Below are 23,874 nucleotides of genomic sequence, written 5' to 3'. Positions count from 1 at the left end.
GGGCCGGGACGCATCGCTCCGAGGGGCGGGGCTCCGAGGGGCGGGCCCGGTCGGCCCCGTGGACAGGGATGCCGTCGGAACGGCCGTGATGGGGGGGGTCTGGCCCCCGATGGAGCCAGCAGAACCCGCCCCGCCTGTGCCGGACAGGGCCCCGCAGGGCGGCGCCGGTCCCGGCGGGCTGCCGCGAGGCGCCGCCCAGACGCATGCGCTCCTCCTTCCGTCCCTTGCGGGCATCGAGCAGGGACGGCACGGGAGACTCCTCGGAGGCGTCCGACATCCTGAACCTCGGGAAACGGTTGGTATCCTGCCACCCTTCTGCTACAGAAAATCCTCCCGGATGCCCAGAACTCATCTGATCCGCCCCCTTCTGCAAGCACGGACGCGCGAGCGCGATGACCACGACAGATCCCGATGACTGGTCGATCCGCCCGCCCAGCGCCCGAAATTGCGGACAGTGCGGCCGCGTTTCGTCAGCCTGCGGACGATCGCCGCCCTGATCCTGCGCGAGATGAGCACGACCTACGGCCGCTCGCCCGGGGGCTATCTCTGGGCGGTGCTCGAGCCGGTGGCGGGGATCGCGCTGCTGACCTTCGTCTTTGCGCTCTTCCTGCGCAACCCGCCCCTAGGGGACAGTTTCGCCCTGTTCTACGCGACCGGCCTCCTTCCCTTCCTGATGTTCGCCGAGATCAACAACAAGGTGTCGCAGGCGCTCAATTTCTCCCGCGCGCTGCTGGCCTATCCGCGCATCACCTTTCTGGATGCGATCCTCGCGCGGCTGCTGCTCAATGCGATGACGCAGGTCATGGTTGCAGCGCTCATCTTCGGCGGCATGCTCGAGCTGATGGAAACGCGCACCATCCTGCATCTGGAGGATGCCGCCATGGCCATGATGCTGGCGGGTCTGCTGGGCCTGGGGGTCGGGACGCTGAACTGCTATCTCGTGACGCGCTTTCCGGTCTGGCAGCAGGTCTGGGGGATTGCCATGCGGCCGCTGGGGCTGGTCTCGGGGATCATCCATGTCTTCGACATGCTCCCCCGCGAGCTGCAGACGGTGCTCTGGTTCAACCCGCTGGTGCATGTGATCGGCCTGATGCGACGGGCCTTCTATGTGGGGTATGACGCCCCCTATGTGTCGATCTCCTATGTGACGGCTGTGTCGCTGATCTGCCTGGCGCTGGGCCTTGCGCTGCTGCGCAAGACCTATCACGATCTGCTGCAACGCTAGTCCCGGGCGCTGCTCCTGACGGATCAGGGGGCAGCCTTGTCCGCGGGGAGATTCCGTCGGCCGAAGGGGCGCCTGCGCCGTCGCACGCCGTCGAACGGGGCTAGCGCACGAGCGGGGCCGACGGCGTCTCGAAACAGGCGGCGCGGCCGTCGGCCGCAATGGTCGCCGCCCCGTCGAGGATGGCGCGGGCCCGCGCACGCAACGCCTCGGTCGGATGGGCGGGATCGCGGCTCTTGGGGGCGGGCAGGATCGCGGCCAGCCGCGCGGCCTGCACATCCGTCAGATCCGCAGCCGACACGCCGAACCAGTGCTGCGCCGCCGCCTCCACGCCGAAGATGCCCTCGCCGAATTCGGCGACATTGAGATAGACCTCGAGGATGCGGCGCTTGGTCCAGAGCGCCTCCAGGGCCGGGGTCAGGGCGGCCTCGATCGCCTTGCGGGCCCAGGAGCGCCCATGCCACAGATAGACGTTCTTTACCACCTGCTGGCTGATGGTCGAGGCCCCGCGCGTGCTGCCGGCGTCGATGGCCGCACGGATCGCCCGAAGGTCCAGCCCCCAGTGATTGCAGAAATCCGCGTCCTCGGCGGCCACCGCTGCCCGGGCCATGACAGGGGCGATCGCCTCCATCGGCACCCAGACCTGCTCCACCCTGCCCAGCCGGCGTGCCTCTTGCCACATGTAGGGGGGTGGTCGGCGGGTTGATGACCGAGAAGAGGCCCAGCGCGAGGGTGACGGCTGCGATCACGACAAGGACTCCCCGGAGCATGAAGCGGGACAGATGCCCCCGGCGGGGGCGAGGGGGCAGCGAAGCCGCAGCGGACAGGGCGGCCGGACGCGCCGCCTCTCCCGTTTCTGTCCGTGCCGTCCGCATCCGCGCCATGAGCGCATGAGTCGCCCCCCCCGATGGGGCGTGGTCAAGGGGGCGCGCCCGTCGCGGGCCGGTCAGCCGGCCGGAACGGTCTGCCCCGGACAGGAGAAGGGAAAAGCCGGGCTGTCACGGTTCGGTGATGACGCCGCTCTGTCCGTGCGGGGTGGCCCCCACCGGAGCCGGCGCTGCGGCCGGAGCCCCGGCCAGGCCCACGGGGGGCGCACCTGCCACCTCCGGGGCAGGGACGGGCGGCATGGCGGGGGGATGGGCCGTGGCGGCCTCCAGACGTTCGCGCAGGCGCGTCTCCACATCCGCCGGCAGCGAGGTCTGGAGCACCCGCCCGCCCAGCGTGCCGATCCGGTCGATCACCCGGTCTGCCGTCATCTTGTGCAGGAGCACGGCCAGCGCGGCGCCGCCCTGATCGAGCGATCCGCCGACTTCGCGCAGGAAATCGTCGTCAATGCCCAGATCGGTCAGGGCGCCGGTCAGAGCCCCCGCTCCCGCACCGACGGCCGCCCCCAGCAGCGGGTTGAGAAAGAGCAGCCCCACAAGCGTGCCCCAGATCGTCCCGCCCATGGCGCCGGCTGCCGTCATGTTGATCGCCTGATGGAGCTTGACCTCGCCTGTTTCGGAACGGGTGACGACAACGACATCCTCCATCTCCACCAGATAGTCCTTCTGGAGGGCGACGAATTCCGCCCGCGCGCGGAAGGCGGCGGCTTCGTCGGGAAAGGCGATGACGATGAGATCGGACATGAGCGGACTCCCTGCGTCAGACGATGCGGTTGGAAACGAAACGGACGGCAGGAGGGTTCCCGCCGTCCGGTCCGTCATGGCTGGCAGGCGGCGTGGGCCGCTCACTCGGCGGGCAGGGCCAGCTCCTCGGCCACGAGGGGGTAGCGCAGATGCGGGAGCATTTCCTTCGGACAGATCTGCACGAACTGCCTGCGCGCCGTCGCCCAGTCCGCCAGCAGATCGGCGGCACGGCGCGATCCTGTCTCGGCGGCGTGGCGCTCGATCAGGCTGCGCAGCTCCTCCTCCCAATGGGGCACGGTGACCGGGCAGGTCACGAGTGTGTCGCGGTTCATGAGCGTCACGGCACGCCCCTCGGGATCCCAGACATAGGCCATGCCGCCCGTCATGCCGGCGCCGAAATTGGCGCCGATCCGACCCAGGATCACCGCGACACCGCCCGTCATGTATTCGCAGCCGTTCGAGCCGCAGCCCTCGACCACCACCTTTGCGCCCGAGTTGCGCACGGCAAAGCGTTCGCCCGCGCGGCCGGCCGCGAAGAGGAAGCCGCCCGTCGCGCCATAGAGGACCGTGTTGCCGATGATGGTGTTCTCGGCCGCGACAAGCGGGCTGCCCATCGGCGGGCGCACCACGATGATGCCCCCCGAGAGCCCCTTGCCGACATAGTCGTTGGCCTCGCCCTCGAGCACGATCTTGAGCCCCGGGGCGGCAAAGGCACCCAGCGACTGCCCGGCCGACCCCTGCAGGCGGATCGTCAGATGGTCCGGCTGGAGGCTGTTGCGCATCCCGAAGCGGCGCACGATGTGCGAGCTGATGCGCGTTCCGATGGTGCGGTCGGTGTTCCGCACGGCATAGGCCAGCTGCATCTTCTCCCCGTCTTTCAGGAAGCGGGCGGCATCCTGGACGATCTGCGCATCCAGCGTGTCGGGCACCGGGTTGCGGGGCCTGTTCCGGTCATAACTGGTGCTGCGCGCTCCATCGACCGAGATCAGCAGCGGATTGAGATCGAGATCGTCCAGATGCCGCGATCCGCGCGACACCTGATCCAGGAGATCGGCCCGGCCGATCACCTCGTCGAGCGAGCGCGCCCCGATCGAGGCGAGAATCTCGCGCACCTCCTGGGCGTAGAAGGTGATGAGATTGACCACCTTGTCGGCCGTGCCGGTGAATTTGGCGCGCAGGCTCTCGTCCTGGGTGCAGACGCCCACGGGGCAGGTGTTGGACTGGCACTGGCGGACCATGATGCAGCCCATGGCGATCAGCGCCGCCGTGCCGATGCCGAACTCCTCGGCCCCCAGCATCGCGGCGATGACGATGTCGCGTCCCGTGCGCAGGCCGCCGTCGGTGCGCAGCGTCACGCGGCTGCGCAGGTTGTTCATGGTCAGGACCTGATGCGCTTCGGTCAGCCCCATCTCCCAGGGCAGGCCAGCGAATTTGATGCTGGTGGCCGGCGAGGCCCCCGTGCCGCCATTATGGCCCGAGATGAGGATGATGTCGGCCTTGGCCTTGGCGACGCCGGCAGCGATCGTCCCCACCCCGGAGGCGGAGACGAGCTTCACCGTGACCTTGGCATCGGGATTGATCTGCTTGAGGTCGTAGATGAGCTGGGCCAGGTCCTCGATGGAATAGATGTCGTGATGCGGCGGCGGGCTGATCAGCGTCACGCCGGGGGTGGAATGGCGCAGCCTGGCGATCAGCTGCGTCACCTTCATGCCGGGAAGCTGACCGCCCTCGCCGGGCTTGGCCCCTTGCGCGATCTTGATCTCCAGCTCTTCGCAGGCATTGAGATATTCGGCCGTGACGCCGAAGCGGCCTGAGGCGACCTGCTTGATCTTCGCCGAAGGGTTGTCGCCGTTCGGCTCGGGGTGGAAATGGGCCGGATCCTCGCCGCCCTCGCCGCTGTCGGACTTGGCGCCGATGCGGTTCATGGCGATGTTGAGCGTCTTGTGCGCCTCCGGCGAGAGCGCCCCCAGCGACATTCCCGGCGTGACAAAGCGCTTGCGGATGGCGGTGATGCTCTCGACCTGTTCGATGGGGATTGCAGGTCCCAGCGGCTTGATGGCGAGCAGGTCGCGCAGATGGATCGGCGGGGCCGACTGCATGGCGCGCGAATACTGCTGCCACAGCTCGTAGGAGGCGCGTTCGCAGGCCGTCTGGAGCAGATGCATGCTGGTGGCCTCCCAGGCATGCCGCTCGCCCGAGCGGCGCGCCTTGTAGAAGCCGCCGATCGGCAGCAGGCCCACCGGCCCCTCCAGCCGCGGGCATGAACCTCCTCCTGCTTGCGCTGCAGGCCGATCAGACCGATGCCGGAGATGCGCGAGGGCATGCCGGGGAAATATTCGGCGACCATCGCGCGGCTGAGACCCACGGCCTCGAAATTGAGGCCGCCGCGATAGCTCGAGACCACCGAGATTCCCATCTTGGACATGATCTTGAGCAGCCCTGCATCGATCGCCGCGCGATAGCGGCGCATCGCATCCTCGAGCGTGCCCTCGATCAGCCCGCGGGAGAGGCGGTCGGCAATCGTGTCCTGTGCCAGATAGGGGTTCACCGTCGTCGCCCCGCAGCCGATCAGCACCGCAAAGTAATGCGGATCGATGCATTCGGCCGACCGCACATTGAGCGAAGTGAAGGTGCGCAGCCCCTTGCGGGTCAGCCAGGAATGGACGGCGGAGGTGGCCAGGATCATCGGCAGGGGCACGCGCGTCTCGGACTGATGCTCGTCGGTCAGAACCAGATGCGCGGCCCCCGAGCGCACGGCATCCTCGGCCTCGGCGCGGATGCGTTCGAGCGCCAGGCGCAGGGCATCCGGGCCCGATTCGAAGGTGCAGTCGATCACCGTCACCTGATCGCCGAAGCTCTCCATCATCACGCCGAATTCGGCATTGGCGACGAAGGGGCTCTCGAGCACGAGGATCTCGGTCTGCGACGAGGATTCGTCGAGGACATTCTTGAGATTGCCGAAGCGCGTCTTGAGCGACATCACCCGCCCCTCGCGCAAGGAGTCGATGGGGGGGTTGGTGACCTGGCTGAAGTTCTGGCGGAAATAATGCGAAAGGGGCCGGTACTGGGCCGAGAGGACCGCCACGGGCGTGTCATCGCCCATGCTGGCGACCATCTCCTTGCCCTCTTCGGCCATGGGGGCCAGGACCTGTTCGATCTCCTCCACGGTATAGCCCGCAGCGATCTGGCGGCGGCGCAGGGCCTCGCCGGTGAACATCGCCTCTTCGGGCACATCGCGCAGCAGCGCATTGAGATCGACAACCTTCTGCGTCCACTCCCCGAAGGGAAGCGAGGCGGCCAGGCGGTCCTTGATCTCGGCATCGTGGAACAGGCGGCCTTCGGCCATGTCCACGGCGATCATCTGCCCGGGGCCGAGCGCGCCCTTCTCGAGGACATCGGCGTCCTCGACGGGAACCATCCCGGCCTCGGATCCCGCGATCAGCAGCCCGCTGCGCGTGACGACATAGCGCAGCGGCCGGAGGCCGTTGCGGTCGAGCCCGCCGCAGACCCAGCGCCCGTCGGTCATGGCCAGGGCGGCGGGGCCATCCCATGGCTCCATGATCGAGTTGCAATAGGCATACATGTCCGCCCAGGCCTTCGGCATCTCGTCGGTCATCTTGGACCAGGCCTCGGGCACCAGGATCGTCTTGGCCATCGGGGCGCTGCGGCCGGCGCGCACCAGGACCTCGAACACCGCATCGAGCGCCCCCGAGTCCGAGGTGCCGTGCGGGATGATCGGCTTGATCTCCTCGGCCAGGTCCCCGAAGGCGTCCGAGGACATGCGGATCTCGTGGCTGCGCATCCAGTTGACGTTGCCCTTGAGCGTGTTGATCTCGCCGTTATGGGCGAGCATGCGGAAGGGCTGGGCCAGCGCCCATTGCGGGAAGGTGTTGGTGGAATAGCGCTGGTGGAAGATGGCGAAGGCGCTCTCGAAGCGCGGGTCCTGCAGATCCGGGTAGAAGGCGGAGACCTGCTCGGCCAGCATCATCCCCTTGTAGATGATCGAACGGCAGGACAGCGAGGCGATGTAGAGCTGCGGAATGCCGGCGGCGGCCGCGGCCTTCTCGATGCGCCGGCGGATGATGTAGAGTTCGCGTTCGAAGGCTTCGGCATCCTGTCCGCCCTCGCAGCGGATGAGGATCTGCTCGATCTCGGGCCGGGTGGCGTTGGCCTTCTCGCCCAGCACGGAGATGTCCACCGGCACATGGCGCCAGCCGTAGATGTAATGGCCCATGCGCAGCACCTCGGTCTCGACGATGGTGCGGCAGCGTTCCTGGGCGGCGAAATCGGTGCGCGGCAGGAAGACCTGCCCCACGGCGATGAGCTTGGCCGGATCCGGTTCATGGCCGGTGCGGCGCACCTGATCGAAGAAGAAGGACACGGGGATCTGGACATGGATGCCCGCGCCATCGCCGGTCTTGCCGTCGGCATCCACAGCGCCGCGATGCCACACCGCCTTGAGAGCGGCGATCCCCTTCTCCACCACGGCGCGCGAAGGCGTTCCGTCGATCGCCACGACAAGGCCCACCCCGCAGGAGGCATGCTCGTCCTCCGGGCGCCAGAGGGAGTGTTCCGCCATGAAGGCGCGTCTGGCCTCTTCGGCCCGGACCCAGGATTCGTCGAACTGGCTCATGGGTCGTCTCCTGCGATGAAAGGGTTTGCGGCCTCGTAATCGGCACGGGTGATGCGTGGGTGATCGCCGGCCAGATCCAGACAGGCGAAGCGGCGGTCGGCATAGGTCTCGGATTCCAGCGGCCAGTCCGCGGCCGCCTCGAACAGGCCTGGCATCAGTTCGTAATCGCCCGGCCGTCCGTCCTCATGGATCTCGCGGAACCACAGATGGGAGCCGCAGACCGGGCAGAAGCCGCGTTCGGCGAAGGGAGAGGATCGGAAGCGGCGTGTCCGGCCTGTCACATGGACGGCGTCGGCCGCGGCCGCAAAGGCCAGGAACAGCCCGCCGGACCAGCGCTGGCACATCCGGCAGTGGCAGGCGCCGATGCGCGGATCATGCCCGCCCGCCACGCGGAGCGTGACCGCGCCGCAGAGGCAGCGGCCCTCGAAGCCCCCTTGGGCGAGGTCAGCCATGACCATCTCCCAGGGGCAGGCCCGACATCATCGCACCGCAGCCATGCTTGGGGCTGATCGACAGGAAACCCGGCTCGCCGGGAAAGATGAATTCCACGGGCGTGTCGTCGCTCTCCGATGTCTCGCCATCCACGACATAGGTCGCGGTGCCGGCCAGGAACATGCGCCAGTCGCGGCTGATGAATTCGCGGCCCGCGCCGCGCCAGATCTCGTTCCCCTCCGCATCATAGGCGACGATCTCGAACTCGGTCCGCTCGAGCGTGACGCCGTCGATCACCTCCGTCTCGCCGGTCAGGCGGTCGCGGCCGACATAGCGCGTGGGCCCGATCTCGTCGGAGAGGGTGGTGAAGTCCCAGCTGTCCTCGCCGGTGGCGAGCAGCTCGTCGAAATTCGCCTCGTCGGGATTGGCCGGGGCAAGGCGCTCCGAATGGCCGGTGAGCGGGTGGAAGCTCTCCATCCAGCGGGTCTGTCCGTCGATGGCGCCGAAATAGGTGATGCCGCCCTCGTCGATGTCCACGCGGCGCTGCCAGTCGGCCGGATCGGCCGCGCAGCGGAAATGATGGGAGACGGTGCAGGAGGCCATCTGCACGGTGAGATAGGCTTCGCAGCCCTGGGGCGGCTGGAAGCTGCGGTTATCCTGTGCTGCGGCCGGCAACGTCAGCGGCAGGAGGAGCAGGGCGGGAAGGGCGGGGCGCATGGCAGAAGCTCCTGGAGGGGATGGACCGAGGGAAGCCCGGCCGGGCCGGTCCTGTCGAGAGGTGAAACCCCTATTCGGCGGCGATGCGCGGGGCGGTCTCGGACTGGGCGAGATAGCGCAGGATCGCCGCGGCCGCCTCGCGCCCGTCGCGGATCGCCCAGACGACAAGCGAGGCCCCGCGCACGATGTCCCCTGCGGCGAAGACGCCCTCGATATTGGTCCGGCCCGTCCCGAATTCGGCCCGCACCGTGCCCCAGCGCGTCACCTCGAGACCGGGGACGCCCCACAGGCGCGGCAGGTCTTCCGGCTCGAAGCCCAGCGCCTTGATCACGAGATCGGCGGGCTCCTCGCTGATCTCGCCGGAGGGTTCGGGCATGCGGCGGCCGCTGGCATCGGGCGCCCCGAGGCGCATCCGCTCCACGCGGACGGCGCGCACGGCGCCGGTTGCCGGATCCGTCAGGAAGCCGGCGGGCGCGGCCAGCCAGACGAATTCGACGCCTTCCTCCTCGGCATTGGCGACCTCGCGCTGGGAGCCGGGCATGTTGGCGCGGTCGCGCCGATAGAGGCAGCGGACGCTGGCCGCGCCCTGCCGGATGGCGGTGCGCACGCAGTCCATCGCCGTATCGCCCCCGCCGATGACGATGACGCGCTTGCCCCTGGCGTTCAGATGGCCGTCGTCGAAGGCGGGGACCTCGTCGCCAAAGCCCTTGCGGTTCGAGGCGGTGAGATAGTCGAGCGCGGGCAGGATGCCGGGGGCGTTGGCCCCCTCGATCTCGCGGGCGCGGTAGACCCCGGTGGCGATCAGCACCGCGTCATGGCGGCCGCGGATCGCGTCGAAGGACAGGTCGCGCCCGACCTCGCAGCCCAGCACGAACTCGACCCCGCCCTCCTGGAGCTGGGCGATGCGGCGCATGACGACATCCTTCTCGAGCTTGAAGCCGGGAATGCCGTAGGTGAGCAGCCCGCCGGCCCGGTCGGCCCGGTCATAGACCGTCACCTGCACCCCGGCGCGCCGGAGCATGTCGGCACAGGCCAGCCCCGCCGGGCCGGAGCCGATGATGCCCACACTTTCGCTGCGCTCCCGCAGGGGGCGGGGCGGGCGAACCCAGCCCTCTTCCCAGGCCGTATCGGTGATGAAGCGCTCGATGGCACCGATGGTGACGGTGCCATGGCCGGCCTGCTCGATGACGCAATGGCCCTCGCAGAGACGGTCCTGCGGGCAGATGCGGCCGCAGATCTCGGGAAAGCTGTTGGTGCTCTGGGCGATCTCGTAGGCTTCCTCGAGCCGCCCTTCGGCGGTCATCCGCAACCAGTCCGGGATGTTGTTGTGCAGCGGACAATGCGTCTGGCAGTAGGGGACGCCGCATTGCGAGCAGCGCGAAGCCTGTTCGGCCGCCTTGGCGCGGGCGAAATCGGCATAGATCTCGCGAAAGTCGTGGCGGCGCTCCTCGGCTTCGCGCTTTTCGGGCATGGCGCGGCCCAGGGTGACGAATTTGAGCATCCTTTCGGCCATGGGCCCCTCCCCCGACGCAAGGTCACAGCCTGTTACGGGAGGTTTGGATTCAATAAAAGTCAGTATGGCTGACCTATATGCAACTTTTTCTTCCGGCTCGCTCCGGGAGGGGAGCGGAGCGGCCTCGGAAAAGATCGCAAACCGGACCTTTCAGAAGGTCCAGAGGACAATCGCCCCCAACAGGATCCTCCACCAGCCGAACAGGCCATAGCCATGACGGCTCACGAAGCCGAGCAGTGTCCGCACCACCAGGGCCGCCGTCACGAAGGCGGCCGCCAGGCCGATCGCGATCAGCCCCAGATCGCCCGAGCCCAGCAGCTCCCGGTTCTGCCACAGATCGTAGGCGACAGCTCCGGCCATCGTCGGCAGCGACAGGAAGAAGGAGAATTCCGCCGCTGCGCGCTTCGAGACGCCCATCAGCAGCGCGCCGACAATCGTCGCCCCCGAGCGCGAGACCCCCGGCACCAGGGCTGCACACTGGCACAGGCCGATGGCCAGGGAGGTGCGCAGCGGCAGACGGTCGGCCTCGGCATGGCGGACGGTCAGGCTCAGCCGATCCACCGCGAGCAGCACCAGCCCGCCCAGGATCAGCATCCAGGCGATGAGCGCCGGCGTCTCGAAGAACACGGTCTTGATGACATCGTGCAGCGCCACGCCCAGCGCCGCCGCCGGCAGGAAAGCCAGAAGGACCGAGGCCATGAAGCGCCGCTGGAGGGGATCGCGATGCGCCGTCCCGAAGACGAGGGCGAGCCGGCCGGCATAGACCGTCACCAGCGCCAGCACGGCGCCGAGCTGGATCGCTACCTCGAACACCCGGCCCGTGGAATGAAAGCCGAGGGCCTCGGAGGCCAACAGGAGATGGCCTGTCGAAGAGACCGGAATGAATTCGGTCAGGCCCTCGATCACGCCCAGCAGGAGGGCCGTGGCCCCTTCGCCGAGGGCCACCTCAGATCCGCAGGTTGCGGGCGGAGTCCTTGATCTCCGCATATTGCCCCGAAGGGCGGAAGCGCCACAGATAGTCGGGCAGGATGGAATCCATGGCCACGGGCGCGATTCCCAGATCGGCCAGGCCCGGCGCGCCTTCCGGGACGACATTGTCGCTCCGCAGGCTATCCACCTGATCGCGCGTGATCGGCGAGGGTGCGAGCCCGCCGGAAATCAGCCCCAGCAGGTCGAAGGCCGAGCCCATCGCCCCGCCGAGCCAGAAGGGCAGGCCCAGAATCAGGCGGCGGCGGCGGATATGGCGCAGCATCCGCTCCATCAGGGCGCGGAAGGTCTCTACCTCCGGGCCGCCGAGACTGTAGATGCCGGGGGCCGCCCGGCCCATGGCGCCCATCGCTGCAGCCGCGGCCGCATCGTCCACATAGACGGGCTGGAAGCGCGTGCCCGCCCCCACCAGCGGCAGCACGGGGCTCCGCACGGCCATCGCGGCGAAGCGGTTGAAGAAGGAATCCTCCGGCCCGAACAGGACCGAGGGACGCAGGATCACCGCCTCCGGCATGTGGCGCAGGATGGCCGCCTCGCCGGCGGCCTTGGTGCGGGCATACTCGCTGCGCCCCGCCGGATCGGCGCCGAGCGCGGAGACATGGACCACACGCGCCACCCCCTCTTCGCGGCAGAGCCGTGCGAAACGCTCGGCCCCGGCGACATGGATCGCGGCAAAGCTGTTGCGCCCGCGCCGGTCGAAGGTGCCGACGCAGTTGACCGCTGCCTCCGCCCCCCTGAGAGCCGCGCGCAGCGAATCATCATCGCGCAGATTCGCCGCTACCGGTACGACCTGACCCACATGACCGTAGCTGCGCACGAACAGCGCCTCATCCGGGCGGCGCACGGCGACGCGCACCCGCCACCCCTCGCGCGCGAGGCGGCGGACGATGTAGCGGCCGAGGAACCCCGATCCCCCGACGACCGTGACGAGCTGCGACATGGCTCCGTCTCCCCTGGCGCCCGTTTCGGCGGCAATCGCCTCCGTCTAGCTTCGCCCGCCGCCCGCGGCAAGCGCAGCCCGTCTGCACGAGGCCCGTTGACACGCCCCCGGACGCCCTCTAGACCCCCGATCCGTGCCCAGGTGGCGGAATTGGTAGACGCGCTGGTTTCAGGTACCAGTGGCTGAGAGGCCGTGAAGGTTCGAGTCCTTTCCTGGGCACCATCCGCATCGCTGACGAAGGCGGTGGGCAATCCGCCATCTGATCCTGTTCAGTCTGAACAGCCGCGAGGATTCCCCATCCTCGTCACGCCGAAGCCATCGCGCCGTGATCTTCCTGCCCTGCACCCCCCAGACGGGCAAATTCTCCTGCTTCTGTGACGTTCCGGCAGATGTCGAACGCCCTGAACGCTCTTTGCAGTGGCATCACCCGAATAACTCTATATATTCGATTGTAATAATGTGCCGCGCGACTGAATGACGCGGCCGACAGAAGGGGAGGATGATTCGGGATGAACGCGCGTTTCCATCGGGCTGCCATGACGGCCGTCCTGCTTGCGGCCGGAGCGGCCCAGGCAGAGCCCTCATCCGGTCTTCTGCTGGCCCAGCCCTGTGCAGGCTGTCACGGACAGGACGGGGCCGGACAGGGAGCCACCCCGGCCATCGCCGGCCTTGACCGCGAGGCGTTCCTCGAGGCCTGGGCCGCGTTCCGCGCCGATGCCCGACCGGCGACGGTGATGAACCGGATCACCAAGGGCTACACGGAAGAGGAGGCCGCCCTCCTCGCCGATCATTTCGCTTCGCTGCAGTGAGGGAGGGTTGCATGACGCATCTGACCCGGCGCCGGTTCGGCGCGCTTGCCGGGGCTTCGGCTCTGGCGCTGTCTTCACCTGCCCTGCTGCGCGCCCAGACAGCCGGTCGTCTTGTCGTCATCGGCGGCGGATTCGGCGGGGCCTCGGCCGCCCGCTTTGCCCGCATCCACTATCCCGATGTCTCTGTCACGCTGGTGGAGCCCTGGGACCGTTTCATCACCTGTCCCTACGGGAACCTCATCCTGGGCGGCATGAAGACCCTTGCCGACATCACCCATTCCTATGACGGCCTTCGCGCGCGGGGGGTGGAGGTGATTCACGACCGCGCCACGGCCATCGACCCCGAAAGCCATCGCGTCCGCCTCGAAGGCGGGACGGAGCTGGACTATGACAAGCTCATCCTCTCGCCCGGCATCGCGCTGCGCTGGGGGGCCATCGAGGGCTATGACGAAGCGGCGGCAGGGATCTTTCCCCATGCCTGGATGGGCGGGGATGGCTCTCAGATCACGCTGCTGCGACAGCAGATCGAGGCGCTGCCCGAAGGCGGGGTGGTGGGTCTGGCGATTCCGGCCAATCCGTTCCGCTGCCCCCCGGGCCCCTATGAGCGGATCAGCATGATCGCCCATTACCTCAAGCAGGCCAATCCGACGGCGAAGATCCTGGCCTTTGACGCCAAGGAAGGCTTCTCCAAGCAGGGTCTCTTCCAGGACGCCTGGGCCGAGCTCTATGGCGACATGATCGAATGGGTGCCCAGCAACCAGGATGGGCGCATCGTGCGGGTGGACCCGGCCAACCGGCTGTTCGTCTCCGAATTCGGGACCGAGCACCGCGTGGATGTGGGCAATGTCATTCCGCCCCAATACGCGGCCGCCATCGCCCGCGATTCGGGCCTGGCGGACGAATCGGGCTGGGTGCCGGTGGATCCGCGCAGCTTCGCGGCGCGGATGGCGCCCGATATCCATGTCATCGGGGATGCCAGCCTGGCCTCGCCCCTGCCGAAATCGGGCTTCATGGCGAACTCGACCGCCAAGATTGCCGTGGCCGCGGCCCTGGCCGAGCTGACGGGCAGCGCTCCCCCGGCCGATCCCGTCTATTTCAACACCTGCTACAGCCACGCCGGCGAGGACTACGCCTTCTCCGTGGTGGGCATCTTCCGTCCTGCCGAGGACGGCTTTGCCGAAACGCCCGATTCGGGCGGCACCTCGCCGCGAGGTCCCCTGGCCGAGATGGCCGAGACCCGTGCGCTCGAGGCGGAATATGCCGATGCCTGGTATGCGAGCATCACCCAGGACATGTTCAGCTGAGACGGTGGCCTGATATCCCGGTGCCGGTCCGGCACCGGGATCCGCCCGGCCCGGGATGACCCCTCAGCCCTTGGCGTGAAAATGGGCGTAGATCGTCTCGGCCAGCTGGTCCGAGATGCCGGGCACGGCCTTGAGATCGGCCAGGGCGGCCCGTGCAACCGCCTTGGCCGAACCGAAATGGCTGAGCAGGGCCCGCTTGCGCACGGCGCCGATCCCGGCGATCTCGTCAAGCGGGTTGGCCAGCAGGGCCTTCGTTCGCCTTGCGCGATGCGTGCCGATGACAAAGCGGTGCGCCTCGTCCCGCAGGCGCTGGATGAAGTAGAGCACGGGATCGTTGCGGGGCAGGGCAAGGGGACGGCTGGCCCCGGGGCGCCAGAATTCCTCCTTGCCGGCATCGCGGTCCGGCCCCTTGGCCACGCCGATCACCGGGATGTCATGCACCCCGAGGGCGGTCATCGCCTCATGCGCGGCGGCGACCTGCCCCTGCCCGCCGTCGATCAGCACGAGGTCGGGCCATCCCGTCCCCTCCCGATCGGGGTCGTCCTTCAGCAGGCGGGCAAAGCGGCGCGTCAGCATCTCGCGCATCATGCCGAAATCGTCGCCGGGCCGGGCGTCCTCGATGGTGAAGCGGCGATACTGTCCCTTCTCGAAGCCGTTCGGCCCCGAGACGACGAAGGCCCCGACGGCATGCGCCCCCATGATGTGCGAATTGTCGTAGATCTCGATCCGCCGTGGCGGGGCAGGCAGGTCGAAGGCCTCGGCCAGACCCTCGAGCAGCTTCGCCTGGGTGGCCGATTCCGACATCCGCCGGGCCAGGCTCTCGCGTGCGTTGCGCAGCGCTCCCTCGACCAGCTCGGCCTTTTCGCCCCGTTGCGGAACGGCCAGCTCCACGCGCCGGCGCGCCCTCTCCGACAGGGCGGCCATGACCAGATCCGGGTCGTCCACGCCGCAATTCGTCAGGATCAAGGGTGGGGGTTCGTGCGAATCGTAGAACTGGAGCAGAAAGGCCTGCATCACCTCTCCCGCATCCTCCTCGCCGCCGAGACGGGGATAGAAGTCGTGATTGCCCCAGTTCTGATGGGCGCGGATGAAGAAGACCTGCACGCAGGCCTGCCCCCCCTCCAGGTGCAGCGCCACGACATCGGCCTCGGCCACGCTGCGCGGATTGATTCCCTGGGCGGTCTGGACCTGCGTCAGGGCCCTGATGCGGTCGCGCAGGGCGGCGGCGCGCTCGAATTCCATCCGTTCGGCCGCCTCGTGCATCTGGGCGGCGAGGCTTTCCTGCACCTTGGTCGTCCGGCCCGACAGGAAGCGCGCGGCGTCCCGCACGGCCTCGGCATAGTCCTCCTCGGAGATCAGGCCGACGCAGGGGGCCGAACAGCGCCGGATCTGATGCAGCAGGCAGGGCCGCGTGCGCGTGGCAAAGACCGAATCCGTGCAGGACCGCAGCAGGAAGGCCTTCTGGAGCTGGGTCAGGGTCCGGTTGACCGCCCCTGCCGAGGCGAAGGGACCGAAATAGTCCCCCCTGTCGGTCCGCGCCCCGCGATGCTTGCGGATCTGGGGAAAGCGATGCGCGCTGATGAGGATGTCGGGGAACGACTTGTCGTCGCGCAGCAGCACGTTGTAGCGCGGGCGGAGCTGCTTGATCAGGTTCTGCTCGAGCAGCAGCGCCTCGGTCTCGGTCCGCGTGGTCAGGAACATCATCGAGGCCGTCTCGCGGATCATGCGGGCGATGCGCGGGCTGTGGCCGGTGGGACGGGCATAGGTCGCAACCCGGGCGCGCAGGTTCCTGGCCTTGCCGACATAGAGCACCTGCGACTGCGCATCGAGCATCCGGTAGACGCCGGGGCTTGAATCGAGCTGGCGCAGATAGGATGCGATCCGCTCGTGCCCGGTGGCGGGGGCGCCGGGGGCGGGACTGTCGGGCGGGGGCAGGTCGTCGGGCGTCATCATGGGCGATATGGGCTATCTCAACGAGGTCATCCAGGGCGCCGGCGCGATCCGCGCAACCGTCCCCCGCCCCCGCCGTCACCGGCTTGCGTCATTCGACGCCCAGCACATCCGGTGTCCGCCAGGCGAGATGCTGCCCCCCGTCCACGCAGAGAAGCTGACCGGTCACTGCCTTGGCGTCGAGGAAATAGGACAGGGCGGCGCAGATGTCGCCCTCGTCGGCGCCGCGCTGAAGGATCGTCGCCGCACGCTGGCGGGCGAAGTGGCCCTCCGACTGGCGCGCGCCCTTCAGCGTCGGCCCCGGCCCGATGGCGTTGACGCGCACCCGCGGGGCGAGCGCCTGCGCGGCCGTCCGCGTGAGGGCCCAGAGCCCGAACTTCGCGAGGGTATAGGTCATGAATTCGGGCGTGGGCTTTCGCACCCTCTGATCGATCATGTTGACGACAAGGGCACGGGCCACGGGTTCGCCCCCGGCATCGGTTCCGGGCTCGGGCGCCTGAGCGGCCATCTGCTGGATCAGCACGAAGGGCGCGCGCAGGTTGGAGCCCATGTGGCGGTCCCAGCTTTCGCGCGTCGCGGTGGCCAGCGTGTCGTATTCGAAGATCGAGGCATTGTTCACCAGAACCGTCACGGGCCCCCCCAGCGCCTCGGCCGCGCGGGGCAGAAGTGCGGCGGTCTCTTCCTCGGACAGCAGATCCGCACGCAGCACCGCAGCGCGCCGGCCCATTCCGCGGATCGCCTCGGCGACGGCTTCGGCCCCCTCGCGCGAGGTGGCATAGTGGACCGCCACATCATGCCCGCGGGCCGCAAGATGCAGCGCCATCGCCCGGCCCAACCGGGCGCCGGCCCCGGTGACCAGTGCCGTCGTCATGGTTCCCTCCCGCAAGGACAGGCCGTGCGGCCGATGCGCGGACGCCCGCAGGCGGGGCAGCGTGCGGCGAGCCGCGGCCCCCGCTGCCAGGGCAGACGGAACAGCGGCCTGCCCAGCAGGCTCCCGATCCAGCCGATCACGATCATCGCGATCAGAAAGACGAGCGCGACCTTGATCAGCATCTCAAAGCCCGAAACGGGCGAAGGCCGCCCGCTCCTCCAGAAGGCCCAGGCTCTCCTCCGCGACCGAGAGACCGAGACGCGCCAGCACGGGCCGGCGCGGCACGAGGCGCCGCAGGCGAACCTTGTCGCCGAAGCGGGCCTTGAGCGTCGGGACGAGATGCCCGATGCCGTCGGCCAGGCCCTTCTCCACCGCCTGCCGGCCGATCCAGATCTCGCCCGTGAACAGATCCGGATCGTCGGCGAGACGCGGACCCCGCCGCGCCTGCACCTGGGCGATGAAGACCGCGTGCAGCTGGGCCAGCCAGCCTTCGAGCCGGGCCACATCCTCGGGCTTCTCGGGGCGGAAGGGGTCGAGCAGCGCCTTGGACCGCCCCGCCATGTGCAGCCGCCGCTCCACCCCGAGCTTCGCGATCAGATCCTGGAAGCCGAACCCTGCCGAGATGACGCCGATGGAGCCCAGCATCGATCCCTCATCGCACCAGATCTCGTCGGCCGCCGTGGCCAGCCAGTAGCCGCCCGAGGCCGCCACATCCTCGACGAAGGCGAGGACGGGCACGCCCTTCTCGTCGGCCAGCCGCCGGATGCGCGCGGCGATCAGCGAGGACTGCACCGCCGACCCGCCGGGCGAGTTGATCTCGAGCGCGACAGCCGCGGGCCGGCCGCGGAAGGCCGCCTCGATCAGGGGGGCCAGGCCTTCGTCGGTCAGGGCCCGCGCGCGCCCCATCCCGATCATGCCGGCCAGCCGGATCACCGCGACCCGGGGCCGTCCCGACCAGGGGCGGAGCAGTGTTCGCAGGCGGCCGGCGGGGCTGGGGACTGTCGTCATGGCCGTCCACCTATGCGTCCTGTCCCCCCGCGGCAAGCCTCAGCGCCGGAGCCGCCATCCGGTGCGGAAGATGGCCCAGACCACAACCAGGCAGATCAGCGTGAAGCCGGCGATGGCGGCCAGCGACACGCCCACCGGCACATCGGCCAGTCCGAAGAAGGACCAGCGGAAGCCGGAGATCAGATAGACCACCGGATTGAGCAGGGCGATGTCCTGCCAGATGCCGGGCAGCATCGAGATCGAGTAGAAGCTGCCGCCAAGGAAGATCAGCGGCGTCACCACGAGCAGGGGGATGAGCTGGAGCTGCTCGAAGTTCCTGGCCCAGATGCCGATGATGAAGCCCATCAGCGAGAAGCTGACGCAGGTCAGCAGGAGGAAGGCAATCATCCAGACGGGATGGCGGATCTGCAGATCGACGAACAGCGTCGCCGTCCCGAGGATGATGAGCCCGATGACAAGGGCCTTGGTCGCCGCCGCCCCGACATAGCCCAGCACCGCCTCGAAGGCCGAGACGGGGGCGGAGAGGATCTCGAAGATGGTGCCGATGAATTTCGGCATGTAGATGCCGAAGGCGGCGTTGGAGATGCCCTGGGTCATCACCGACAGCATGATGAGGCCGGGCACGATGAAGGCGCCGTAGGAGACGCCCTCCACCTCCTGGATGCGCCCGCCGATCGCCGCACCGAAGACGACGAAATAGAGCGAGGTGGAGATCACCGGGGCGACCAGAGATTGCCAGACGGTGCGGAAGAAACGCCCCATCTCCTGCCGGTAGATGGCGGCGACGGCTCTTGGATTCATGATCATGCGGCCTTCTCCGCCATGGTCCTGGCCCGGCCCTCCTCATCGGTGTCCCCCTGCACGAGGTCCACGAAGATGTCCTCGAGCGAGGAGGCCTCGGTATCCAGATCCGCCACCGTGATCCCTTCTTCGGCCAGGGCGGCGAGCAGCGTGGCGATGCCCGTCCGTTCGGCCTTGGTGTCGTAGACATAGGCGAGGCGGCGCCCATCCTCCGAGAGCTGGAGCCCGAAGCGGGCCAGCCGCTCGGGCAGGGCGGACAGCGGGTGATGCAGGTCGATATGCAGCACCTTGCGGCCCATCCGGCGCATCAGCGCCTCCTTTTCCTCGACCAGCAGGATGCGCCCCCGGTTGATGACCGCGACGCGGTCGGCCAGGGCCTCGGCCTCTTCGATGTAGTGGGTGGTCAGGATGATCGTCACGCCGTTGCGGCGCAGATCGTCCACCACGCGCCACATGTCGCGGCGCAGCTCCACATCCACGCCGGCCGTGGGTTCGTCGAGGAACAGCAGGCGCGGCTCATGCGCCAGGGCCTTGGCGATCAGCACACGCCGTTTCATCCCGCCCGAAAGGGTGATCGCCGTGCCATCCGCCTTGTCCCGGAGCGAGAGCTGCTCCAGCACCCGCTCCACCGCCGCATCGTCGCGCCGCTTGCCGAACAGCCCGCGCGAGAAGGCCACCGTGTTGCGCACCTTCTCGAAGCTCTCGAGCGTGATCTCCTGCGGCACGAGGCCGACAAGCGAGCGGGCCGCGCGCCAGTCGCGCACGACATCATGCCCGCCGATGCGGATGCTGCCCGAGGTGATCGTCGAGATGCCGCAGGCGCAGGAGATCAGCGTCGTCTTGCCCGCCCCGTTGGGGCCGAGCAGGGCGAGGATCTCGCCTTCCTCCACATCGAGATCGACGCCCCGGAGGGCCTCGAAACCGTTGTCGTAGCGCTTGCGGAGATCGCGGACGGACAGGATCGGTGCCATGCGGACTCTCCGGTTTCGATCGGTGCCATGGTTAGCGCCCCGCCTGTCCGGCGCCAAGCCTCCCCTGTCGCGGGCGGGCCGGCCGAAGTCGGCGGCGGGCTTTCGGCGGCGGCCTGCGGCGCTAGGCTGGGGTGGCAGCCAGAGGGGGATCCCATGCGCGCCGACCCGCTCCTCCAGCCCTATGACCTGCGGCATCTGCGGCTTCGCAACCGCATCATGACCACCGCTCATGAGCCGGCCTATACCGAGGACGGCCTGCCCAAGGACCGCTACCGCGCCTATCACGAGGAACGCGCGAAGGGCGGTGTGGCGATGGTGATGACGGCAGGCAGCGCCTCGGTCTCGCGCTCCTCGCCGCCGGCCTTCGGGAATGTCCTGGCCTGGAAGGACGAGGTCGTGCCCTGGATGGCGCGCCTGGCCGAGGCCTGCCATGCCCATGGCACGGCGGTGATGATCCAGCTCACCCATCTGGGGCGCCGCACCCGCTGGGACCGGGGCGACTGGCTGCCCGTCCTGGCCCCCGGACCGGAGCGCGAACCGGCCCATCGTGCCCAGCCCAAGATCATCGAGGACTGGGAGATCGACCGCATCATCGCCGATTTCGCCGATGCCGCCGAGCGGATGAAGGCGGCCGGTCTCGATGGCGTGGAGTTCGAATGCTACGGCCATCTGATGGACCAGTTCCTGTCGCCCCTGACCAATGCGCTCGATGCGCCCTGGGGCGGCAGCCTCGAGAACCGGGGCCGCTTTGCCACCGAGGTGCTGCGTGCCGCGCGGCGCCGCGTGGGGCCGGATTTCCTGCTCGGCCTGCGCTTCACCGCCGACGAGGAGGAGCCGGGCGGCCTTACCCCCGATGAGGGGGTGGCCTTCGCCTGCCGCCTGCGGGACGAAGGCCTGGTGGATTTCCTCAACGTGATCCGCGGACGCATCCATACCGATCCGGCGCTGACCCGCGTGATCCCGATCCAGGGGATGCCCTCTGCCCCGCATCTGGACTTTGCCGGGCGCATCCGGGCGGAGGTGGGGCTGCCCACCTTCCATGCCGCCCGCATCCCCGATGTGGCCACCGCGCGGCATGCGGTCGCCGCCGGCCTGCTCGACATGGTGGGGATGACCCGCGCCCACATGGCCGACCCGCATGTGGTGCGCAAGGTCATGGAGGGGCGCGAGGACGAGATCCGCCCCTGCGTCGGGGCGACCTACTGCCTCGACCGCATCTATCAGGGGGGCGAGGCGCTCTGCATCCACAACGCCGCCACGGGGCGGGAGCTGTTCATACCCCATGTCCTGACGCCCGCGCCGCGCCCGCGCCGCGTCGTCATCGTCGGCGCGGGGCCGGGGGGCCTCGAGGCGGCGCGGATCGCCGGCGAGCGGGGCCATCACGTGACCGTCCTCGAGGCCGCCTCCGAGCCGGGCGGGCAGGTGCGGCTGCTCGCGCAGTCGCCGCGCCGGCGCGAAATGCTGGGCGTGATCGACTGGCGCATGGCCCGCCTGGCCGCCTGCGGCGTGGAGATGCGCTTCGATATCTGGGCCGAGGCCGAGGATGTTCTGGCCCTGTCTCCGGAAATCGTCGTCATCGCCACCGGCGGACTGGCGGTGCCCGGCCGCTTTGCCGGCGCCGATCTCGCCCATACGGCCTGGGATGTGCTGGCCGGGGATGCCCGACCCGGCGGGCGCGTGCTCGTCTGGGACGAAGCGGGCGACCATGCCGGCCTGCAGGCGGCGCAGATGCTGGCCGAAAGGGGGGCGGAGGTGGAGATCATGACCCCCGACCGGACCTTCGCACCCGAGGTCATGGGCCTGAACCTCACCCCCTATCTGCGGGCGATGCAGCCCCTTGGCGTGCGGCTGACCGTGGCCGAACGGCTCCTGGCGCTGCGGCGCGAGGGCAACGGGCTGATGGCAACCATCGGCACCGACTATTCCGCCCATCGCAGCGAGCGGCGCTATGATGCGGTCGTCGCCAATGCGGGCACGGAGCCGCTCGACGATCTCTACTTCGCGCTCAAACCCCTCAGCCGGAACCGCGGGGCGGTGGATCCCGACGCCCTGGCCGAGGGCCGCCCCCAGCCCGAAGGGACCGGGGAGGGGGCCTTCACGCTCTGGCGCATCGGCGATGCGGTCGAGGCACGCAACATCCATGCCGCGATCTACGACGCGCTGCGGCTGATGAAGGATGTCTGAGAGATGGCCTTCCCCCGCCTGTCCGAGCCGCTGACCCTGCGCCACAAAACCCTGCGCAACCGCATCGTCTTCGGCGCGCATACCGCCAACATGGCCGAGGGAGGCCTGCCGGGCGAACGCCATCTGGCCTATTACCGCGAGCGCGCGTTGGGCGGCGCGGCGATGATCGTCGTCGAGCCCATGCCCGTGCACCCGGCCGCCGTCCTCACGCGTGGGAATTTCCGCCATGGCGACGATGCGGTAATCCCCGCCTTCCGCCGTATCGCCGAGGCGGTGCAGGCCGAAGGGGCCGTGATCCTCCAGCAGATCTACCATGTGGGCGCCCACGCCGATCAGGACAATTCCTGGCATCCCGGCTGGTCGCCCTCCGGCCTGCCTTCCTGGCACGATTCGGACGGATCCCATGCCATGACCGAGGCCGAGATCGAAGAGACGATCGAGGCCCATGTCGCCGCCGCCCGGCGCATCCAGGCCGCCGGCTTCGACGGAGTGGAGCTGTTCGCCGCCTACAACGCCCTGCCCGAGCAGTTCTGGACCCCCTTCACCAACCGCCGCGACGACCGCTGGGGCGGCTCGCTCGAGAACCGGACCCGCTTCTCGCGCGAGATCCTGCACCGCATCCGCAAGGCCTGCGGCGAGGATTTCATCATCGGCCTGGCCGTCAGCGACGAACCGCATGTGCCCGTCGCCCTCTCGCGCGAAGCGATGGCCGAGATCATCGCCCTGCACGACCGCGAGGCGGCGATGGATTATGTCACCTGCGGCTTCGGCAGCTATTTCGACTTTGCCAAGCTGATGCCGACCTTCCTCTACCCCGAGAAACTGGGTGCCGACCTTGCCGCGGTGCTGAAGGGCGTCGTCTCCCAGGCGAAGGTCACGGCCGAGGCCGGCATCCGCACCCCCGACAATGCCGAGGCCGTTCTGGCCTCGGGGGCGGCGGATCTCGTCTCCATCGTGCGCGGACAGATCGCCGACCCGCATCTGGCGCGGAAGGCCATGGAGGGCCGGCCGGAGGATGTGCGGGGCTGCATTTCCTGCAACCAGATGTGCTGGGGACGGCGATCGCGCGACTACTGGATCTCCTGCCTCGTGAACCCGTCGGCCGGGCGGGAATGGGAATGGGGCGGGGACCGCTTCGCACGCGCCGCACGGCCGGGGCGGGTGCTGATCGTGGGCGCGGGGCCGGCGGGGCTCGAGGCCGCGCGCGCGGCGGCCGAACGGGGCTTCCGCGTGACCCTGGCCGAGGCCGCGCCCGAGATCGGCGGGCAGTTCCGCCTGGCCGGGCTCCAGCCGCGGCGGGCGCAGATCCTCGACCTGATGGGCTGGTACGGACGCCAGCTCGACCGGCTCGGGGTAGAGGTCCGGCTCAACAGTCCCATGGAGGCAGACGACATCGCGGCGGAGGGGGCGGATCATGTCGCGCTCTGCACGGGGTCCCTGCCCGATCCGGAAGGGATGCAGCGGGCGCTGCCGCATCTGCGGCCCCTGCCGGGGATCGAACGGGGCGGCGTCTGGTCCCCCGAGGACGTGATGGCGCGCCGCGCGCGGCCGGGCCGGCGGGTGATCCTGCTCGACGAGGGGGGGCACTGGCGGGGCCTCGGCACCGCCTGGGCCCTGGCCGAGGCAGGACATCGCGTGACCATCGTCACCCCCGAGCCGATGCTGGGCAAGGAGCTGGTGCGATCGGCCGCCGATCTGCCGCTGCGCCGCCGCCTGGCCGCGCTGGGCGTGCAGGTGCGGCTGGAATCGGGCCTGCTCGAATGGCTGGGCAATGGCGGGGGCGCGGAGGTCGTGGACCTGCTGACGGGGCGGGTGGAGCGGGTCGAGGGCGACGACCTCGTGATCGCGACGACGAACCGCGCGGATGGGGCCCTCGCGGCAGAGCTGGCGGCGCGGGGCCTCCG

Annotated in this window: 16 protein-coding genes, 1 tRNA gene and 2 pseudogenes; 6 read left to right on the top strand and 13 right to left on the bottom strand. The window is 69.1% G+C overall.

Going from position 1 to position 23,874, the window contains the following annotated elements; all coding sequences use genetic code 11:
* Positions 1-454 precede the first annotated feature (454 nt).
* The gene (locus tag RUTHE_RS09780; RefSeq protein WP_021098231.1) at positions 455-1,225 is read left to right on the top strand and encodes an ABC transporter permease; all 771 of its coding nucleotides are present in this window, start codon (positions 455-457) and stop codon (positions 1,223-1,225) included.
* Between the two features lie 100 nt (positions 1,226-1,325).
* Here the strand turns inward: RUTHE_RS09780 and mtgA are convergent.
* From mtgA to RUTHE_RS09740, 8 genes and pseudogenes are all read right to left on the bottom strand, one after another.
* A pseudogene (mtgA, locus tag RUTHE_RS09775) lies at positions 1,326-1,992 on the bottom strand (monofunctional biosynthetic peptidoglycan transglycosylase).
* A gap of 228 nt (positions 1,993-2,220) precedes the next feature.
* Entirely contained in the window at positions 2,221-2,850 is a 630-nt protein-coding gene (locus RUTHE_RS09770) for a DUF1269 domain-containing protein (RefSeq protein WP_021098229.1), read from the bottom strand.
* 101 nt (positions 2,851-2,951) lie between these two features.
* Positions 2,952-7,483 (bottom strand): annotated as a pseudogene (gene gltB, locus RUTHE_RS09765) (glutamate synthase large subunit).
* Positions 7,480-7,935 carry a GFA family protein gene (locus RUTHE_RS09760; protein WP_021098226.1) on the bottom strand — a complete coding sequence of 152 codons (456 nt, stop codon included), beginning with the start codon at positions 7,933-7,935 and terminating at the stop codon, positions 7,480-7,482. The pseudogene gltB and the gene RUTHE_RS09760 overlap by 4 nt, the downstream one beginning before the upstream one ends.
* On the bottom strand, positions 7,928-8,632 hold the full coding sequence (locus RUTHE_RS09755; RefSeq protein WP_021098225.1) for a hypothetical protein: 705 nt from the start codon (positions 8,630-8,632) through the stop codon (positions 7,928-7,930). Before RUTHE_RS09755 ends, RUTHE_RS09760 begins: the two co-directional genes overlap by 8 nt.
* Positions 8,633-8,702: 70 nt before the next feature.
* Entirely contained in the window at positions 8,703-10,145 is a 1,443-nt protein-coding gene (locus RUTHE_RS09750) for an NAD(P)-dependent oxidoreductase (RefSeq protein WP_021098224.1), read from the bottom strand.
* A gap of 150 nt (positions 10,146-10,295) precedes the next feature.
* Positions 10,296-11,090, bottom strand: a complete 795-nt coding sequence (locus RUTHE_RS09745; protein WP_021098223.1) for an undecaprenyl-diphosphate phosphatase — start codon at positions 11,088-11,090, stop codon at positions 10,296-10,298.
* Between the two features lies 1 nt (position 11,091).
* Positions 11,092-12,072 carry a complex I NDUFA9 subunit family protein gene (locus RUTHE_RS09740; RefSeq protein WP_021098222.1) on the bottom strand — a complete coding sequence of 327 codons (981 nt, stop codon included), beginning with the start codon at positions 12,070-12,072 and terminating at the stop codon, positions 11,092-11,094.
* Positions 12,073-12,207: 135 nt separating this feature from the next.
* On the opposite strand from RUTHE_RS09740, the gene RUTHE_RS09735 reads away from it, so the two are divergent.
* From RUTHE_RS09735 to RUTHE_RS09725, 3 genes are all read left to right on the top strand, one after another.
* Positions 12,208-12,294 (top strand) — tRNA-Leu (locus RUTHE_RS09735).
* Positions 12,295-12,581: 287 nt separating this feature from the next.
* On the top strand, positions 12,582-12,881 hold the full coding sequence (locus RUTHE_RS09730) for a c-type cytochrome (protein ID WP_021098221.1): 300 nt from the start codon (positions 12,582-12,584) through the stop codon (positions 12,879-12,881).
* A gap of 11 nt (positions 12,882-12,892) precedes the next feature.
* Entirely contained in the window at positions 12,893-14,185 is a 1,293-nt protein-coding gene (locus tag RUTHE_RS09725; protein ID WP_021098220.1) for an NAD(P)/FAD-dependent oxidoreductase, read from the top strand.
* Positions 14,186-14,248: 63 nt separating this feature from the next.
* On the opposite strand, the gene uvrC is transcribed toward RUTHE_RS09725, so the two are convergent.
* From uvrC to RUTHE_RS09695, 5 genes are all read right to left on the bottom strand, one after another.
* The gene (gene uvrC, locus RUTHE_RS09720; RefSeq protein WP_021098219.1) at positions 14,249-16,138 is read right to left on the bottom strand and encodes an excinuclease ABC subunit UvrC; all 1,890 of its coding nucleotides are present in this window, start codon (positions 16,136-16,138) and stop codon (positions 14,249-14,251) included.
* Positions 16,139-16,226: 88 nt separating this feature from the next.
* Positions 16,227-17,006 (bottom strand): SDR family oxidoreductase, encoded by a 780-nt coding sequence (locus tag RUTHE_RS09715; protein ID WP_021098218.1) that lies wholly within the window; start codon positions 17,004-17,006, stop codon positions 16,227-16,229.
* Between the two features lie 183 nt (positions 17,007-17,189).
* Entirely contained in the window at positions 17,190-18,014 is an 825-nt protein-coding gene (locus tag RUTHE_RS09705) for a S49 family peptidase (RefSeq protein WP_021098216.1), read from the bottom strand.
* A gap of 39 nt (positions 18,015-18,053) precedes the next feature.
* A complete protein-coding gene (locus RUTHE_RS09700; protein WP_040645740.1) occupies positions 18,054-18,815 on the bottom strand; it encodes an ABC transporter permease in 762 nt (253 codons plus the stop codon).
* A gap of 2 nt (positions 18,816-18,817) precedes the next feature.
* The gene (locus RUTHE_RS09695) at positions 18,818-19,786 is read right to left on the bottom strand and encodes an ABC transporter ATP-binding protein (RefSeq protein WP_021098214.1); all 969 of its coding nucleotides are present in this window, start codon (positions 19,784-19,786) and stop codon (positions 18,818-18,820) included.
* Between the two features lie 153 nt (positions 19,787-19,939).
* On the opposite strand from RUTHE_RS09695, the gene RUTHE_RS09690 reads away from it, so the two are divergent.
* Both RUTHE_RS09690 and RUTHE_RS09685 read left to right on the top strand, forming a co-directional pair.
* On the top strand, positions 19,940-21,970 hold the full coding sequence (locus RUTHE_RS09690; protein ID WP_021098213.1) for an NADH:flavin oxidoreductase: 2,031 nt from the start codon (positions 19,940-19,942) through the stop codon (positions 21,968-21,970).
* 3 nt (positions 21,971-21,973) lie between these two features.
* A partial coding sequence (locus tag RUTHE_RS09685; RefSeq protein WP_021098212.1) for an oxidoreductase occupies positions 21,974-23,874 on the top strand: 1,901 nt, incomplete at its 3' end.

The organism is Rubellimicrobium thermophilum DSM 16684 (assembly GCF_000442315.1).
GTDB classification, from domain to species: Bacteria; Pseudomonadota; Alphaproteobacteria; order Rhodobacterales; family Rhodobacteraceae; genus Rubellimicrobium; species Rubellimicrobium thermophilum.
This window is presented reverse-complemented; position numbering and strand designations above follow the sequence as displayed.